Raw genomic sequence first — 15,930 nt, forward strand, 5'->3', positions numbered from 1 at the left:
CCAGCCAGGCGACAACGGCCCGGCGCCAGCCCTGCCCGGACGCGGTATCGGCCGCGATCTGCAGCACCTGCGGGTCGGCCCGGCCGGTGCGCAGCAGCACGGCGCAGGCGATCAGGCGCGACAGCGGGTCCCCGATGGCTTTCACGGCCGCTTCGCCGCCGCCGGCGGCGCTGGTTGCGACCGGCCGGTAGACCTCGGGCAGCGCCTTGGCGTTCTCGGGCGCGAGCCGGCCCGCCAGGAAATCGGCATACGCGCGCTCCGCATCGGTCACGTCGGCGCGCAGCGGCTCGAATCCGGTGCACGGGTCCAGCTGCAGGCTGGCCACCTGCACCGCGCAGCGCGTGAGTTCGCCGCGCGCCACCAACGCCGGATTCGCGGTGCTCGCCAACTCGGCGCGCAATTTCGAGAACTCGGCCGCGGCGACGCGCTCGTTGCCCGAGAGCCAGGCACGCTCGAAGCGTTCCTGCGCGCCGTCGGCATTCACCAGCCAGTCGGGCTGGCGCGGCTTGCTGCCGCAGCCGGCAACGAGCATCGCCACAAGGAAGATGGACAACGCTTTCATGGCAGTTCGATCTTCCGTTCCTTCGCAAGCGGGAACTTGCGGTTGAGGTCGTTGATCATGTCCTCGATCTTGCGCAGGTTGGCCTCGACTTCGTTGCGCAGGCTGCCCAGGTCGGCCGTGCCGCTGCGCAGGTTCGTGCCCACCGCCTGCGCCTCGGCCAGCACCGCGTCCACGCGCTTCATGCTGGCGCGCGCATCCGACAACAGCACGTTGAACTGCCGCACGCTGGTCTGCGCGTCGGTGGCCAGCCCGTCGGCGCCGAACACCTTGCGGTCGGCATCCGCGGCCAGGCGCTCCACCCGCGTCATGACCGCGTTGGCGTTTTCGATCGCCTGCACCAGCTTGCGCGCGTCCTGCTCGTTGCCGAACACGGCGTGCAGCGCGCCCTGCCTGCTTTGCAGTTTGAGGCTGAAGGCCTGCAGGTTGGCGACGGTGCGGTTGAGTTCCGAGTTCTGGCCGGTCATCTGGTTCAGGTTGTCCAGCACCTCGCGCGCCGCGCCGATCACGCGCTGGATTTCGGCGTTGGCGTCGCCGCGCAGCACCGGCCGCTGGGCGCCCGCGGGCAGCGGCGGATCGGTCATCACGCCGGAATACGCACGCAGCTGGGCCCCGCCGACGATGCCCTTGACCAGCGTGAACACGCTGGAGGTGCGCAGCCACTTGGCGTCGTCCTTGCGCACGTCCACCGTGATGTGCACCTGGCCCTTGTCGTTCAGGTCGACCTGGCGCACGCGGCCGATCGGGAATCCCGAGAAGGTCATGTCCATGCCCGGCGCCACGCCTTCCGCGTCGTCGGCCACCAGCACCAGCGCCTGCTGCGGCTCGAAGACGCCGCGTGCATGCAGCACGAACAGCACGGCGCCCAGCACCAGCGCCACGGTGAACAGCAGCAGCGCGGCGGCCTTGAACTCCAGGTTCTCCACCTGCGCGGCAGTCGCCTTGGCTGCCGGCTCGGAGTTCTGCACCCCGGTTTCGGGTTGGGCGGGCGGTGCCTGCGGCACGCCGGAAGCGGAAGCTGCGTGGGGATCCTCGGCCATGGTCGTCAGATGTAGTTGCCCACCAGCGACACCGCTTCCAGCAGCAGCAGCACGCCGAACATGCGCACCAGGCCCTGCAGCGCCGCGCTTTCGCGCGAGCCGTCGCCTTCCACGTCGTTCAGCCCCGAGGCCATGGGGATGATGCTGACGGCCAGCGCGAAGAACAGCGTCTTGAGCATGAAGATCAGCGACACCGCCGGCGTGAACACGCGGCCGAAGGTGTGCGTGTAGCCCGGGATGCCGGCGGTGGTGGGGCCGTAGACCGCGTAGTAGGCTAGCACCATCGCCACCATGCAGCTGAGCGCGGCCAGCGTGATGCAGGAGAACACGCCGGCCATCAGGCGCGGCAGCACCTCCACCGCGATCGGGTCCAGCCCGTCGCGGCGCAGGGTGCGGAAGTGGCCGATGCGGCGCATCTCCACCAGCGCGGCGCCGCTCGGGATGGTGCACCGCAGCGCGACGAACAGCGCCGCGGTGAGCGGAATGAGTTCGATCACCAGCACGCGGATCACCATTTCCAGCGCGTACTGCGACAGGCCGTAGCTTTGCGCGGTGACCACCACGATGCGCGTGATGATCAACGTGAGCAGCGCGATCAGCACGGTGAACCAAAGCAGGATGGGCGCGGTGTCCAGGTAGGCGTGGCGCGCCAGGTTGTAGCGCGTCTGCGGCCCGTAGCTGGAGGGCGTGAGCATGCGCACCAGCATCACCGCGCCGAAGAAGACGATGCGGACCCAGGCGGCCAGCCAGCGCAGCGGCGCCATGCCGGTATGGCCGATCAGGCGGTACCAATGCGTCAGTTGGGTCATGACCCGCCGATGGTAACGGGTCGACCGGCGCCGACGGCCCTCAGGTCCAGTGCAGCGGCAATGCGCCCGGGATGCGCAGCGCCCACGCAACGTCGAAGCGCACGCGCCGCGCCGTCAGCGCCGTGCCTCGCGGCGGCGACTGGTCCGTCCATTCCACGCTGCCGCGCGCCACCACGGACAGCAGCGCACCGCTGGCGTAGTCGATGAACAGCAGGTTGCAGCGCGGCTCCAGCGCCAGGTTGCCCAGCGTGTTGAAGAAACCGTTGCCCACGAAGTCCGGCACGCGCAGCACGCCGTCATCGTCCACCCGCACGAAGCCCGGCGGGCCGCCTCGGTGCGACACGTCCACGCCGAAGGCGGGCTGGCCGGCGCCGGCCGGCGCCTGCGGATGGCCGGTGGCGATGAAGAAGGTGTCGGCCTGCGCGATGGCGCGGCGCGCATCGGCGTCCAGCGCGTCCATCGCCTGCGGCGCTCCAGCGGCGGGGGCGTCCGGCAGGTAGACGGGCTCGCGCGCCTGGATGTATTTCGGGCAGTTGCCGAAGCTCTGGTCCACCCGCACGCTGAAGCCGCCCGCGTCCAGCGCGGCCACGGTGCCGTTCATGCGGTTGCGCCGCCGCGTGTGCGGCTGGATGCCCAGCAGCCCGATCGACAGGCCCTCGCGCAGCCGGCCCGCCAGCGGATCGTGCGGCAGCGGCAGCGCGTCGATGCGCAGCAGCTGCGCGTCGGGCGAATGCACGAAACCGGCCGGCCCGGTGAGCACCGAGGCCCAGGGCTGGCCGCTGGCATCCAGGCTGCCGGCCAGCAGGAGCGGCAGCAGTGCGAAGAACTCGCGGTGCTGGTCGGGCATGAAGCCGCGGATCACGCGCGGGCCGGCCGCGGCCATGCGCTCGTACGAGCCGGCGCGCCGCTGCAGCGCGATCTCGCCGTCGTGGAAGGTGGGCGCCGTCATGCCGTGCTCCTTGCTGCAGCCGGCTCAGGCGGCCAGGCCGACCGGGGTGCGCGCGAACGGCACGAAACGCGGCAGCGCCTCGATGCGCTCCAGCCAGGCGCGCACCGCGGGATACGGCTGCAGCGACACGCCGCCTTCGGGCGCGCGCGCCACGTAGCTGTAATTGGCCACGTCGGCCAGCGTCGCGCGCTCGCCTGCCAGGAAGGGCTGGCCCGCGAGCTCCTGCTCCATCACCGCCAGCAGCTGGTGGCCGCGCTCGATGAAGGGCGTGCGGTCGCCTTCGCGCTTGAACACTTCCATCACGCGCGCCGCCGCCGCGCCGAAGGCCAGCGGGCCGGCGGCCGCCGACAGCCAGCGCTGCACGCGGGCAGCACCCAGCGGATCGGACGGCAGCCATTCGCCCGGCGCGTAGCGGCCGGCCAGGTAGACCAGGATGGCGTTGGAATCGGCCAGCGTCACGTCGCCGTCTTGAATGACCGGCACTTGGCCGAAGCCGTTCATGCGCAGGAACGCGGGGCTCTTGTGCTCGCCCTGGCCGAGGTTCACATCGACCATGTCGTACGGCAGCCCGAGCAGCGACAGGAACAGCTCCACCCGGTGGGAGTGCCCGGAGAGGTGCATGCGGTGCAGCCGGATCGGCTGGGCGGGGGCGGTGTTGCTCATGGTGGTTCCTCGGTCGTGTCTTGCGTTGGTGAGCCGCCATTGTCTTTACTGCGAACGGTTGAATAAATGCCGCGCATTTCATTTCACTCTTGCGATCCGCGCAGTAATATCCTTCGCCATGGACAAGTTCAAGGCCATGCAGACCTTCACCCGCATCGCCGACGAAGGCAGCCTTACCGGCGCCGCACGGGTCATGGGCGCATCGCTGCCGGCGGTGGTGCGCGCGCTGGCCGCCTACGAGGCGCAGCTGGGCGTACGGCTGTTCAACCGCACCACGCGCAGCCTGTCGCTCACCGAGGACGGCCGCCAGCACCTGGAACGCTGCCGCCAGGTGCTGGCCGCGCTGGAGGACGCCGAGGCCGCGCTGCGCGCCGAGGCGGCCGTGCCGGCAGGCCACCTCACCATCACCGCGCCGGTGCCGTTCGGCCAGATGTACGTGGCGCCCGCCGTCACCCGCTTCGTCGCGCGCTATCCCGATGTGCGCTGCAGCGTCGTGCTGCTGGACCGCATGACCAACCTGCTGGAAGAAGGCATGGACCTGGGCGTGCGCATCGGCTGGCTGGAGGATTCGTCGCTGGTGGCGGTGCCGCTGGGCGAGGTGCGCCGCGTTGTGGCGGCCAGCCCGGCCTACCTGCGCCGCCACGGCACGCCCAAGCACCCGCGCGAGCTGCAGGACTTCAACTGCGTGCGCCGCGTGGACCGCCCGCCCAGCTGGGGCGAATTCACCGAGAACGGCCGCAAGTTCCGCGTGCCGGTGAGCGGCAACCTGGAATTCAACCACGTGGTGCCCGCCGTGCATGCCTGCATCGCGGGCGCGGGCCTGGGCATGTTCTTCTCTTACCAGGTGGCACCGTACCTGCCAGGCAAGCAGTTGAAGATCGTGCTAGAAAGATTCGAGCTGCCGCCGCGGCCGATCCACATCGTCTACCCGCATGCCCGGCTGTTGCCGGTGCGCACGCGGGCCTTCATCGATTTCATCCGCGGCGACATCACCCAATTCATGCCTGAAAGGACTCCGCGATGAGCGGCTTCGACTTCGACCTGTTCGTCATCGGCGGCGGCAGCGGCGGCGTGCGCGCCGCCCGCATGGCGGCGCAGCGCGGCGCGCGCGTGGGCCTGGCGGAAGCCGCGGCCCTGGGCGGAACCTGCGTCAACGTGGGCTGCATCCCGAAAAAGCTGTACAGCTACGCGGCGCACTTTGCCGACGACTTCCAGGACGCGGCCGGCTTCGGTTGGGACGTGGGCGAACCGCGCTTCGACTGGGAGCGCTTGAAAACCAATCGCCGCAGGGAAATCGCGCGCCTGAACGGCATTTACGAGAACCTGCTGCGCAGCGCCGGCGTGGAAACCCTGCGCGGCTGGGCACGGCTGGACGGCCCTCAGGCGGTGCAGGTGCAAATGGAGGGCAGCACGCGCACCGTCACCGCCCGCCACATCCTGGTGGCCACCGGCGGCACGCCCAGCGTGCCGCACTTCGCCGGCCGCGAACTGGTGGTGACTTCCGACAGCATGTTCGACCTGGACCCGTTCCCGCGCCGCCTGCTGGTGGTGGGCGGCGGCTACATCGCCTGCGAGTTCGCCTCCATCTTCAACGGCCTGGGCGCGCAGGTGACGCAGCTGTACCGGGGCGAGCAGGTGCTGCGCGGCTTCGACGACGAGATCCGGCATTTCGTGGCCGGCGAGATGGGCAAGCACGGCGTGGACCTGCGCCTGCACGCCGACGTGCACGCCATCGAGAAGACAGCCGGCGGCCTGCGCGTCACCCTGCAGGATGGGGCCGCCGTCATGGCCGATACCGTGTTATATGCCACCGGCCGCATGCCCAATGTGTCGGGCCTGGGGCTGGACACATTGGGCGTGGCGCAGGGCGTGAGCGGCGCGGTGAAGGTGGACGCGCATTACGCCAGCTCGGTGCCCTCCATCCACGCGCTGGGCGACGTGACCTCGCGCGTGCAGCTCACGCCGGTGGCGCTGGCCGAAGCCATGGTGCTGGTCGATCACCTGTTCGGCGGCAAGCGCCGCAGCTTCAGCTACGACTTCATTCCCACGGCGGTGTTCACGCATCCCAACATCGGCACCGTGGGCGACGGCGAGGAAGCGGCGCGGAAAAAATTCGGCGAGGTCACCATCTTCCGCTCGGAATTCAAGGCGCTCAAGCACACGCTGAGCGGCAACGCCGAGCGCACCTTGATGAAGCTGGTGGTGGAAACCGCGACCGACCGCGTGGTCGGCCTGCACATGGTGGGCGCGGACGCGGGCGAGATCGTGCAGGGTTTCGCGGTGGCCATGAAGGCGGGCGCGACCAAGGCGATGTTCGACGCCACGGTCGGCATCCACCCGACCATGGCCGAGGAATTCGTGACCATGCGCGAGCCTGTCAAGCGCTGAATGTGGCATCCTGCTCTTATGGTTGAGCTGCAGTTGGAAGCTTGCACGCTGGCTCAGAAATAAGTCTCACAAGCGCCGCGCTTTACAAAGCGTTTGCCATCCATTGACGAGCTTATGCGTTCATACAGGCCATGGACGCTGACTCTCCCACGTACAGCCGCAGCCGCATGCTGCAATGCCTCGTCACGGCCGGCTTGGTGCTCGGTGCCGCCTGCGCGCCGGCCCAGGTGGTGTCGGTGCCCGCCGCCGTGCTCAACCACGTCGAAGGATCGGCCGCGGTGTCGCCGCGCGGAGAACGCGAATGGATCGACGCGCGCGGACAGCCCCCGCTGCAGCGGGGCGACCGCCTGTGGACCGACCGCAGCTCGCGCGCGGAACTGCAGTCGGGCGCGCACACGCTGCGCCTGGCCAGCGAGAGCCACGTGACGCTGGAGCCCGCGCTCGAAGGGGTGACGCAGCTTGCGCTGACGCAAGGCACGCTGGCCGCGCACGTGGGCCGCATGGCGCCGGGCGAAGTGCTGGAGATCGGCACGCCGCAGCTCGCGCTGCGCCTGCGCCAGGCGGGCGACTACCGCATCGACGTGGACACCAAGGCGGGCACGACGCGCGTCACGGTGATCAGCGGCGCCGCGGTGGCCTATGGCGAACGCGGCGAGAACCAGGACGTGCGCACAGGCCAGCGCCTGACGTTCCGCGAGCGCTCGCTGGCGCGCAGCCCGACCCCGGCCTTCATGGCGGCCGACGACTTCGACCGTTGGACGGTGGCCCGCATCCGCGGCGAGCCGACCGCGCCGCCGAAGCCGGTGGCGCAGGTGCCGGTGCAGGCACAGGCACAGGTCCAGCCGGCGGCGGTGCGGACGGTGGCTCTGACCGCTCCTGCGGGGGCGCCGGTGGCGGCAAAGCCGGCGGCCTCCGCGGTCGTCGCGCAAGCACCCGCGCCAACGGTGCCGGCCATGAAGCCGGTTGCTGCCGCGCCGGCAGTCGCCATCATCCCTGCGCCGGTGCAGGCCGTTGCCAAACCGGTCGCCGCGGTCGTTCCACCCGTGCCCGTGCCTGTGCTCGCCGCCATCAAACCGGCGCCCGCACCTGCGGCTGCCGTGGTGCCTGCGGCCCCGGCCGCGGCACCAGCCAAACCGAGTGCGGACGCGAATGCAATCGCGATTGCCAGTGCAAATGCGATTGCCCTGGCGCAAAAGCGCGAACGCGAAGCGCAGCGCCAGGCGAAGGCGGCGCAGGACGCGAAGGAAACATTGCGGGCCGAGCGCGCGCAGCGTGCCGTGCAGGCGCGCCGCGCCGAGGAACAGCGCAAGCTGCAGGCGCAAAAAGCGCAGGAGGAACACCGCCTGTATGCACAGCGTGCGGAGCAGGAGCGCCGCCTGCAGGCGCGCCGCGGCGACGAGGAACGCAGGCTGCGCGCGCAGCGCGCGGCCGAGGAACACAAGCTGGCGCTGCGCGCCGCCGAAGACAAGCGCATCGCGCAGGCAAAGCATGCGGTGGACCAGAAGCGGCTGGCCGACGTGGCCGCGTCAACCCGGCGCGCCGAGGACGTGCGCATCGCGCAGGAGCGGCGCGCGCAGCTCGCGCGCCTGCAGGATCAGGCGGGACGCGAGGAGCAGGTGCAGCGCGAAGCGAAAGCACGCCGCGAAGAGCAGGCGCGCCGGCAGGAACAGGCGCGTCGCGAGGAACAGCAGGTGCGGGAGGAGCAGCAGGCGCGTCGTGAAGAGGATGCTGCCAGGCGCGAGGCCTGGGAGCGGCGCCAGAAGCTGATGGCCGACCAGTGGAAGCGGGATCACGAGTCCTGGTTGCGCCAGCAGCAGCAACAGGCCACCCAGCCCTGGCGGCCGGCACCGCAGGGGGTGCCGGCGCGGCGTGTCAGCTAAATCAGTTGACGCGGCGGCCGTAGCTGCGCATCACGACCATGTTCTTGTCTTCTTCAGGGGGCAGGTAGATGGTGGTGCGGTCGATCTTGGCGTCGAAGGCGGCGATCTCGGCGCTCGCGCAACGGATCACGGCGCGGTCCAGCGGATGGCATTGGCGGTTGCTCAATTTACTCAGCTGCTCGGATCCGTCGACCCGTTGGCGCACTTGCGCGGGATCGACCATCAGGGCAAAGGGATTGGCCATCGTTGCTGTTGTCATTCGTTGGACTCCGGTTGCTTTGTGCTTTTGATTGCGGTTTCTTGATGGAATGGACTTTGGCAGGAGAGCCGAATTTGTAACGTCAGGCGTCGGCGTTACGCTTTGTAGGACGGCTTCGCACTCCCGACGGGCCCTGCGCAGACAGTCTTGATGTGCGTTGCACAATAGGCGCATGCCCCTCACGCCACCCTTCATCGCACCCACGCGGCACAGCGATCCGGCCTCCGCGCTGGCCCAGGTCCACGCCATTTATGCGCAGCAGATCAACCACTTGCGCGAAGCCATGCAGCGCTTCGTGGCGGGCGAATCGCTGCCCGGCGCGGTGCGCGCCTGTTACCCGTTCGTACGCATCCACACCGACACGGTGGTGCCGCAAGCTGTATTGGAGAATTCGGGCCTGAGCTACGGCTTCGTGGCCGGCGCGGGCCGCTTCGAGACCACGCTCACGCGGCCCGACCTGTATGCCGACTACTACCTGGAGCAGTTCCAGCTGCTGCTGCAGAACCACGGCGTCGAACTGGAGGTGGGCACCAGCCACGAGCCGATCCCGATCCATTTCTCGTTCGCCGAGAACGACCACATCGAAGGCAACATGCCGCCCGCGCGGCGCGCGATGATGCGCGACCTGTTCGACCTGCCCGATCTCGCGAGCATGGACGACGGCATCGCCAACGGCACCTGGCGCCAGAACGCGGGCGACGCGCAGCCGCTGTCGCTGTTCACCGCCGCGCGCGTCGATTACTCGCTGCACCGCCTGCGCCACTACACCGGCAGCGCGCCCGACTGGTTCCAGAACTTCGTGCTGTTCACCAACTACCAGTTCTACATCGACGAATTCGTGCGCCTGGGCCACGAGGAGATGTCGCGGCCCGACAGCGAATACATAGCTTTCATCGAACCGGGCAACGTGGTGACGCGGCGCGCGGGCTCGCCCGCGCACCCGGTCGACCAGTTCGGCGCGCCGCCGCCGCGGCTGCCGCAGATGCCCGCCTACCACCTGTTTCGCCCCGGCCACGGCGGCATCACCATGGTGAACATCGGCGTCGGCCCGGCCAACGCCAAGACCATCACCGACCACATCGCGGTGCTGCGCCCGCATGCCTGGATGATGCTGGGCCACTGCGCGGGCCTGCGCAACAGCCAGCAGCTGGGTGACTACGTCCTGGCGCACGGCTACGTGCGCGAGGACCACGTGCTGGACGAGGAACTGCCGCTGTGGGTCCCGATCCCTGCGCTGGCGGAAATCCAGGTCGCGCTGGAGCGCGCGGTGGCCGACGTCACCGGCTTCAAGGGCGCGGACCTCAAGCGCATCATGCGCACCGGCACGGTGGCCAGCACCGACAACCGCAACTGGGAACTGCTGCCCGGCAACGAGCCGCAGCGGCGTTTCAGCCAGAGCCGCGCAGTGGCGCTGGACATGGAGAGCGCCACCATCGCGGCCAACGGTTTCCGTTTCCGTGTTCCCTACGGCACGCTGCTCTGTGTCAGCGACAAGCCGCTGCATGGCGAGATCAAACTGCCGGGGATGGCGAACCAGTTCTACCGGGAACGGGTCGACCAGCATTTGCGCATCGGCATGCGGGCTATCGAGATTCTTCGCTCGCAAGGACCGCAGAGGTTGCATTCGCGCAAGCTGCGGAGTTTCGATGAAGTGGCGTTTCAGTAGGGTTCTGGTTTTTACGCTCGGAGACCGTGGCATCGGACGGTGGCGGGGGTGGGCCATGCGCCGGATCACGCTCGCGGGCGTCTTCCCGGGCACGCAAACATTTCGTCGTCAACACCAGGGTGCCGCGCAGCCTCTGTGGCAACCGCGAATGGACCGGCGCCTGACCCACCCCCACCACCGTCCTTCCAACGAGCGTGTGGGTGCGCCAACGAAGGCGGGCCCCCGTGCGGCAAGCGGAAACCTCGCTGGAGGCTGGTGGTCGGGGTACCCGGGCGCAGGGACCATTCGCGGTCGCTACGGAGCTTGCGTGCCGACCCGGTGTTGACGTGAAGATGTCTGCCGACCGTAGCAGACGCCCGCGAGCGTGGCCCGGAGAACGGGTACCCCGGCCACCAGCCGATGCCACCCCGCAGGCACGCCTGAATTACAGCGCCGACTCGCTCTCGTACACAGCCGCCATCGCCTCCCCCAACCTCACCGCCCGGGTAGGTGCCCAGTCCGGCGTGAACGTCAGCACGTTCTTCGGGAACAGCAGGATCACGGTGGAGCCGAGCAGGAAGCGGCCCATCTCGTCGCCCTTGTGCAGCACGACGTTCTGGTCGTCGTAGCGCCACTCGCGGATCTCGCGCGTGCGCGGCGGGTTCACCACGCCGTGCCACACGGTCGCCATGCTGCCCACGATGGTGGCGCCGACCAGCACCATCACCATCGGACCGGACAGGCTCTCGAACTCGCACACCACGCGCTCGTTGCGCGCGAACAGGCCCGGCACGTGGCGGGCCGTCAGCGGGTTCACCGAGAACAGGTCGCCCGGCACGTAGATCATGCGTTTCAGGCGGCCCTCGCAAGGCATGTGGATGCGGTGGTAGTCCTTGGGCGCCAGGTACAGCGTGGCGAAATGGCCGTGGTCGAACTGCGCGGCCAGCACCGCGTCGCCGCCGACCAGGGCCCGGGTGGAATAGCTGTGGCCCTTGGCCTGGAAGATCTGGTCGTGCTCGATCGGGCCGTACTGGCTGATCGCCGCGTCCACCGGGCAGACGAAGGGCGCGGCGGCTATCGGCCGCACGCCTTCGCGCAGCGGCCGTGTGAAGAAATCGTTGAAGGTGTCGTAGCTCTCCAGGCGCGGGTCGGCCGCCTCGTCCATGTTCACCTTGTAGTGCGCCACGAACTTGCGGATCACCCACTGCGTGAGCGCACCGCCGTGCAGGCTGGCGCCCTTGCCCATCAGTACAGTGAGCAGCTTCTTGGGGAGGAGGTATTGTTGCTGGATCGGGAGCGGCGGAAACATGTCCGCATAATAGCCAGCCTGCATGAGCGAACCGCTTCTCGATGTCCGGAACCTGCGTAAACGCTACGGCAGCACGGCCGTGGTGGAAGATCTGTCGTTCCACATCGCGCCGGGCGAATGCCTTGGGGTGATCGGCCCCAACGGCGCCGGCAAGACCACCACCATCCGCATGTGCCTGGGGCTGACCACGCCCGACGCGGGCGAGATCCGCGCGCTGGGCCTGGCCATGCCGCGCGACGCGCTGGCCATCAAGGCGCAGCTGGGCGTGGTGAGCCAGTTCGACACGCTGGACCCGGACTTCAGCTGCGTCGAAAACCTGCTGGTCTACGGCCGCTACTTCGGCATGAAGGACAGCGTCATCCGCGAACGCATCCCGCGCCTGCTGGAGTTCGCCGCGCTCTCGCACAAGGCGGATGCCAAGCCGGGCGAACTCTCCGGCGGCATGCGCAGGCGCCTGTCGCTGGCGCGCGCGCTGGTCAACGACCCGAAACTGCTGATGCTGGACGAACCCACCACCGGGCTGGACCCGCAAGCGCGGCACCTGATGTGGGAACGCCTGCAGCTGCTGCTGCAGCAGGGCAAGTCGATCCTGCTGACCACCCATTTCATGGACGAGGCCGAGCGCCTGTGCTCGCGCCTGCTGGTGCTCGACCATGGCCGCGGCATCGCCGAGGGCCGGCCGCGCGAGCTGATCGCCGAGCACCTGGAGCCCGACGTGGTCGAAGCCTACGGCGAAGGCGCGCTCACGCTGGCGCAGTCGCCCCTCACGCGGCTGGCCGCGCGCACCGAGGTCAGCGGCGAAACCGTTTTCTTCTACACCGAGGAAGCCAAGCCGCTGCTGGACGTGCTGGCGCGCGAACATCCCCGGCTGCGCACCCTGCACCGCCCGGCCAACCTGGAAGACCTGTTCCTGAAGCTCACCGGCCGGCAGATCCGCGAGGAAGGATGACATGAGCACCGCCGCATCCCACTGGCGCCCACCCGTGCTCTCCATGCGCTGGTGGCCGGTGTTCCTGCGCAACCTGCTGGTGTGGCGCAAGCTGGCCATTCCCAGCCTGGTGGGCAACATCGCCGAGCCGCTGATCTGGCTGGTGGCCTTCGGCTACGGCATGGGCGCGCTGGTCGGCCAGGTTCGCCTGGGCGGCACCGAGGTGCCCTACATCCTGTTCCTGGCCAGCGGCTCGATCTGCATGAGCGCGATGAACGCCGCCTCGTTCGAGGCGCTGTATTCCGCCTTCTCGCGCATGCACGTGCAGAAAACCTGGGACGGCATCATGAACGCGCCGGTGGGGTTGGACGACGTGATCATGGCCGAGATGCTGTGGGCCGGCTTCAAGGCGGTGTTCACCGCCACCGCCATCCTGGGCGTGATGCTGGCGCTGGGCATCAGCGCCAGCCCGCACCTGCTGGTGGCCTGGCCAGTGCTGCTGGGCGTGGGCATCACCTTCTCCTGCATCGCCCTGATTTTCAACGCGCTGGCCACCGGCTACGATTTCTTCACCTACTACTTCACCCTGTTCCTCACGCCGATGATGTTCCTCTCCGGTGTGTTCTTCCCGCGCGAGCAGCTGCCCGCCGCCGTGCGCGCCGTGTCCGAGTGGCTGCCGCTCACCGCCGCGGTGGAACTGGTGCGCCCGATGTTCATGGACCAGTGGCCGGCGCACCCGGTGCGCCACCTGCTGGTGCTGGCCGCCTACGCCGTGGTCGCGTTCTGGATCGCACTGGCGCTCACGCGCAAGCGCTTCGCGGCGTGACGCCCGGCCCGCAGGCCTGTATGGTTGCGCGATGAAGATCCCCGACATCCCCTTCACCGTCACCGACTGGCAGCAACTGGAGCCGACGGCCCATCCCGGCGAGAGTGGCGTCGCGCACTGGCGTTCCTTGCAGATCGGCGATGTGCGCGTGCGCATGGTGGAGTACTCGCCCGGCTATCTGGCCGACCACTGGTGCGACCGGGGCCACGTGCTGCTGGTGCTCGAGGGTGAGCTGGACACCGAACTGTCCGACGGCCGCAGGTTCACTTTGCGGCCCGGCACCAGCTACCAGGTATCCGATTTCGGCGATGCCGCGCATCGCTCGTCCACCGCCGCAGGCGCCAGGCTGTTCATCGTGGATTGAGCGGCAGGCGCAGGCAACGCGAGCCTGCCGCGCTACGCAGCCGCGTCCGTCGCCTTCCTGTGAAGCACGTCACCGGAAAGCGCTTGCAGCGCCGCCAGCGTGTCGCGCGCTTCCGCATGCAGCCAGTCGGACAGCAGCCGCGCCTTGGTCGACTGCGGCTGCGCTAGCAGCAAGCAATAGCCATAGGCCGACGGCACCGGCGCCCACGGCGCGGGCAGCAGGCGCCGCTGCGCCAGGTCTTCGCAGGCCAATGAATACGGCACCAGCGCCACGCCCTGCGCCGCCACCGCCGCCTGCACCAGCAGCCCGCCGTGGCTGTAGCTGCGCGAGAAGTCGCGGTGCGCCGGCGTGTGGCCGTTGGCGGCCAGCAGGTCCTTCCAGCCTTGCGGCGAATGTTCGTGCAGCAGCGGGTGGCGCAGCAGCGCCTGCGCCACCGGCCCGGCGGCCAGCGGCAGGTCGGGGCTGTACACCGCCACCAGCTGCTCGCGGTACAGCAGGTCCGCGTCGGCGTCGCGCGCCTGCACGTAGCGCAGCGCCGCGTCGATGCGGCCGTCCTGCAGGTCCATCACCTGGTCGCTCACTTCCACCCGCAGGTCGAACGCGGGATGGCGCCCGGTGAAGCGGTGCAGGCGCGGAATCAGCCACTTGATCGCATGCGAGTGCGTCGCCGTCACGCGCAGCGTGGTCTCCGGGTCGTCCTGCCGGAGCGCATGCACCTCCTGCTCCAGCGCGTCCAGCAGGCGCGACACCGTGGCTGCCAGTGCGCGGCCCTGGCCGGTGATGGCAATGCTGCGTGCCCGGCGGTCCACCAGCGCGAGGCCCAGCCGCGCCTCCAGCTGCTTGACCTGCTGGCTCAGCGCGGAGGGGCTCTTGCCCAGCGCCTGCGCCGCCAGCGCGATGCTGCCGTGCCGCGCCACGCTTTCGAACTCCACCAGCCCGCCCAGCCCGATGCGCCCCGGCGAGCCCTCGAAATCCCGAGCCTGAGCATCGGCTGCGGCGTCTTGTTCGGAACGCCCGCCGGACCGACCATCGCCCGGTGGATCTTCACGAAAGGATGGCTTCATGCCCACAAGGGTACTGGTGATCGGCGGCACGCGCTTCTTCGGCAAACGCCTGGTGCGCGGCCTGCTGGAGCAAGGCTGCGACCTCACCCTGGCCACGCGCGGCCGGGCGGCGGATGATTTTGGCGACACAGTGCGGCGCATCCGCGTCGACCGGCGCGACGCTGCGGCGATGCGCGCCGCGTTCGACGGCGCGCGCTACGACGTCGTCTACGACCAGATGTGCTACAGCCCGCTGGATGCGGCCATCTCGGCCGAGGTGTTCGCCGGCAAGGTCGGGCGCTACGTGATGTCGTCCACCATCGAGGTCTACCGCGGGCTGCCGCTGCCCGGCGGACAGCCATTCACCGAAGCCGACCTGGCGCTGGACCGGGTGGAGGTGGACCACGCCTATCCCTGGCACGCGCCGGAGTTCTCCGAGGTGTCCTACGGCCGCGGCAAGCGCCAGGCCGAGGCGTTCCTGCAGCAGGACGACCGGCTGCCTTTCACCAGCGTGCGCATCGGGCACGTGCTGTCCGGGCCGGACGACTTCACCGGGCGGCTGCGCGAGTACGTGGAACGCGTGCTGCAGGGCCGCGCCCTGTGGCATGCGGCCGTGCCGGGTGCGAGCTCGTTCACCAGCCCCGCCGGCATCGTCGCCTTCCTGCTCTGGGTCGCGCAGGCGCCGCTGCTCGGGCCGGTCAATGCCGCCGACGACGGTGTGCTGACTTCGGTGGACATCCACCGCCGCGTCTGCGCGCTGGCCGGCCGGCCCGAGCAGTTGCGCCCGGTGCGCAGCGAGGTCACGCCCTCGGAGCTGAGCCCGTTCGACTACCCGGCGCCGTACGCCATGGACACGGCGCGCGCGCAGGCCGCCGGCCACTATTTCGGCAACACGGCGGACTGGCTGGACGGCTTCATCGTGCAGCACCTCGAGGCCTTGCGCGCGCAGGCGGCAAGCGCGCCGGCCACCTGATGCCCATCCACCACGCCTGGGCGTTTCTCGCGGCCGCCGCTTTCGTGATCCTGGTGCCGGGGCCCGCCACGCTGCTGGTGGCCGGCGAGGCGCAGCGCGGCCGGCGCGGCGCCGCGCTGACCACGCTGGGCATCGTGCTGGGCGACGTGGTGCTGATCGCGCTGTCGGCCGCCGGCGTGGCGGCGCTGGTGGCGCGCTGGAGCGGCGTGGCCGATGCGCTCACGGCCGCGGGCGGGCTGTATGTGATCTACCTGGGCGCGCGCATGTGGCGCCCGCCGGTTGCGGGCGCGGCGCA

17 protein-coding genes are annotated in these 15,930 nt (G+C 69.6%); 9 read left to right on the forward strand and 8 right to left on the reverse strand.

The genetic code is table 11. The features are described from left to right. From H0U68_RS10080 to H0U68_RS10100, 5 genes are all read right to left on the reverse strand, one after another. Positions 1 to 562 (reverse strand): hypothetical protein (locus tag H0U68_RS10080; RefSeq protein WP_296355146.1); only part of this gene is annotated, 562 nt, incomplete at its 3' end. Continuing rightward, entirely contained in the window at positions 559 to 1,599 is a 1,041-nt protein-coding gene (locus H0U68_RS10085) for an MlaD family protein (protein ID WP_296355148.1), read from the reverse strand. The genes H0U68_RS10085 and H0U68_RS10080, both read right to left, overlap by 4 nt. A 5-nt stretch (positions 1,600 to 1,604) precedes the next feature. Further along, a complete protein-coding gene (locus H0U68_RS10090) occupies positions 1,605 to 2,408 on the reverse strand; it encodes an ABC transporter permease (protein ID WP_296355150.1) in 804 nt (267 codons plus the stop codon). A 40-nt stretch (positions 2,409 to 2,448) separates the two neighbouring features. Then, complete coding sequence (locus H0U68_RS10095; protein ID WP_296355152.1) at positions 2,449 to 3,357, reverse strand: pyridoxamine 5'-phosphate oxidase family protein; 909 nt, start codon at positions 3,355 to 3,357, stop codon at positions 2,449 to 2,451. Positions 3,358 to 3,381: 24 nt separating this feature from the next. Next, complete coding sequence (locus H0U68_RS10100) at positions 3,382 to 4,020, reverse strand: glutathione S-transferase (protein WP_296355154.1); 639 nt, start codon at positions 4,018 to 4,020, stop codon at positions 3,382 to 3,384. 118 nt (positions 4,021 to 4,138) lie between these two features. Here H0U68_RS10100 and H0U68_RS10105 point away from each other — a divergent pair, with 118 nt between their 5' ends. From H0U68_RS10105 to H0U68_RS10115, 3 genes are all read left to right on the forward strand, one after another. Next, complete coding sequence (locus H0U68_RS10105) at positions 4,139 to 5,044, forward strand: LysR family transcriptional regulator (protein ID WP_296355157.1); 906 nt, start codon at positions 4,139 to 4,141, stop codon at positions 5,042 to 5,044. Next, positions 5,041 to 6,408: a glutathione-disulfide reductase gene (gorA, locus tag H0U68_RS10110; RefSeq protein WP_296355159.1), complete on the forward strand. Its 1,368-nt coding sequence runs from the start codon at positions 5,041 to 5,043 to the stop codon at positions 6,406 to 6,408. The genes H0U68_RS10105 and gorA overlap by 4 nt, the downstream gene beginning before the upstream one ends. Positions 6,409 to 6,539: 131 nt before the next feature. Continuing rightward, the gene (locus H0U68_RS10115) at positions 6,540 to 8,288 is read left to right on the forward strand and encodes a hypothetical protein (protein WP_296355161.1); all 1,749 of its coding nucleotides are present in this window, start codon (positions 6,540 to 6,542) and stop codon (positions 8,286 to 8,288) included. 1 nt (position 8,289) lies between these two features. On the opposite strand, the gene H0U68_RS10120 is transcribed toward H0U68_RS10115, so the two are convergent. Then, on the reverse strand, positions 8,290 to 8,547 hold the full coding sequence (locus tag H0U68_RS10120) for a hypothetical protein (RefSeq protein WP_296355163.1): 258 nt from the start codon (positions 8,545 to 8,547) through the stop codon (positions 8,290 to 8,292). A 172-nt stretch (positions 8,548 to 8,719) separates the two neighbouring features. Here H0U68_RS10120 and H0U68_RS10125 point away from each other — a divergent pair, with 172 nt between their 5' ends. Further along, the gene (locus H0U68_RS10125) at positions 8,720 to 10,213 is read left to right on the forward strand and encodes an AMP nucleosidase (protein ID WP_296355165.1); all 1,494 of its coding nucleotides are present in this window, start codon (positions 8,720 to 8,722) and stop codon (positions 10,211 to 10,213) included. Between the two features lie 424 nt (positions 10,214 to 10,637). Here the strand turns inward: H0U68_RS10125 and asd are convergent, their stop codons facing one another. Beyond that, on the reverse strand, positions 10,638 to 11,438 hold the full coding sequence (gene asd, locus H0U68_RS10130) for an archaetidylserine decarboxylase (protein ID WP_296355178.1): 801 nt from the start codon (positions 11,436 to 11,438) through the stop codon (positions 10,638 to 10,640). An 85-nt stretch (positions 11,439 to 11,523) separates the two neighbouring features. Here asd and H0U68_RS10135 point away from each other — a divergent pair, with 85 nt between their 5' ends. The 3 genes from H0U68_RS10135 to H0U68_RS10145 are packed head-to-tail and all read left to right on the forward strand — an operon-like array spanning position 11,524 to position 13,619. After that, on the forward strand, positions 11,524 to 12,450 hold the full coding sequence (locus H0U68_RS10135) for an ATP-binding cassette domain-containing protein (protein WP_296355167.1): 927 nt from the start codon (positions 11,524 to 11,526) through the stop codon (positions 12,448 to 12,450). A 1-nt stretch (position 12,451) separates the two neighbouring features. After that, complete coding sequence (locus tag H0U68_RS10140; RefSeq protein ID WP_296355169.1) at positions 12,452 to 13,255, forward strand: ABC transporter permease; 804 nt, start codon at positions 12,452 to 12,454, stop codon at positions 13,253 to 13,255. A 31-nt stretch (positions 13,256 to 13,286) separates the two neighbouring features. Beyond that, positions 13,287 to 13,619: a DHCW motif cupin fold protein gene (locus tag H0U68_RS10145; protein WP_296355170.1), complete on the forward strand. Its 333-nt coding sequence runs from the start codon at positions 13,287 to 13,289 to the stop codon at positions 13,617 to 13,619. A 32-nt stretch (positions 13,620 to 13,651) separates the two neighbouring features. On the opposite strand, the gene H0U68_RS10150 is transcribed toward H0U68_RS10145, so the two are convergent. After that, entirely contained in the window at positions 13,652 to 14,683 is a 1,032-nt protein-coding gene (locus H0U68_RS10150) for a LysR substrate-binding domain-containing protein (protein ID WP_296355172.1), read from the reverse strand. On the opposite strand from H0U68_RS10150, the gene H0U68_RS10155 reads away from it, so the two are divergent. Continuing rightward, the gene (locus H0U68_RS10155) at positions 14,682 to 15,635 is read left to right on the forward strand and encodes an NAD-dependent epimerase/dehydratase family protein (RefSeq protein WP_296355174.1); all 954 of its coding nucleotides are present in this window, start codon (positions 14,682 to 14,684) and stop codon (positions 15,633 to 15,635) included. The two genes, H0U68_RS10150 and H0U68_RS10155, sit on opposite strands and share 2 nt — an antisense overlap. Beyond that, positions 15,635 to 15,930 (forward strand): LysE family transporter (locus tag H0U68_RS10160; protein ID WP_296355175.1); only part of this gene is annotated, 296 nt, incomplete at its 3' end. The genes H0U68_RS10155 and H0U68_RS10160, both read left to right, overlap by 1 nt.

The organism is Ramlibacter sp. (assembly GCF_013697775.1).
Classification (GTDB): Bacteria; Pseudomonadota; Gammaproteobacteria; order Burkholderiales; family Burkholderiaceae_C; genus Ramlibacter.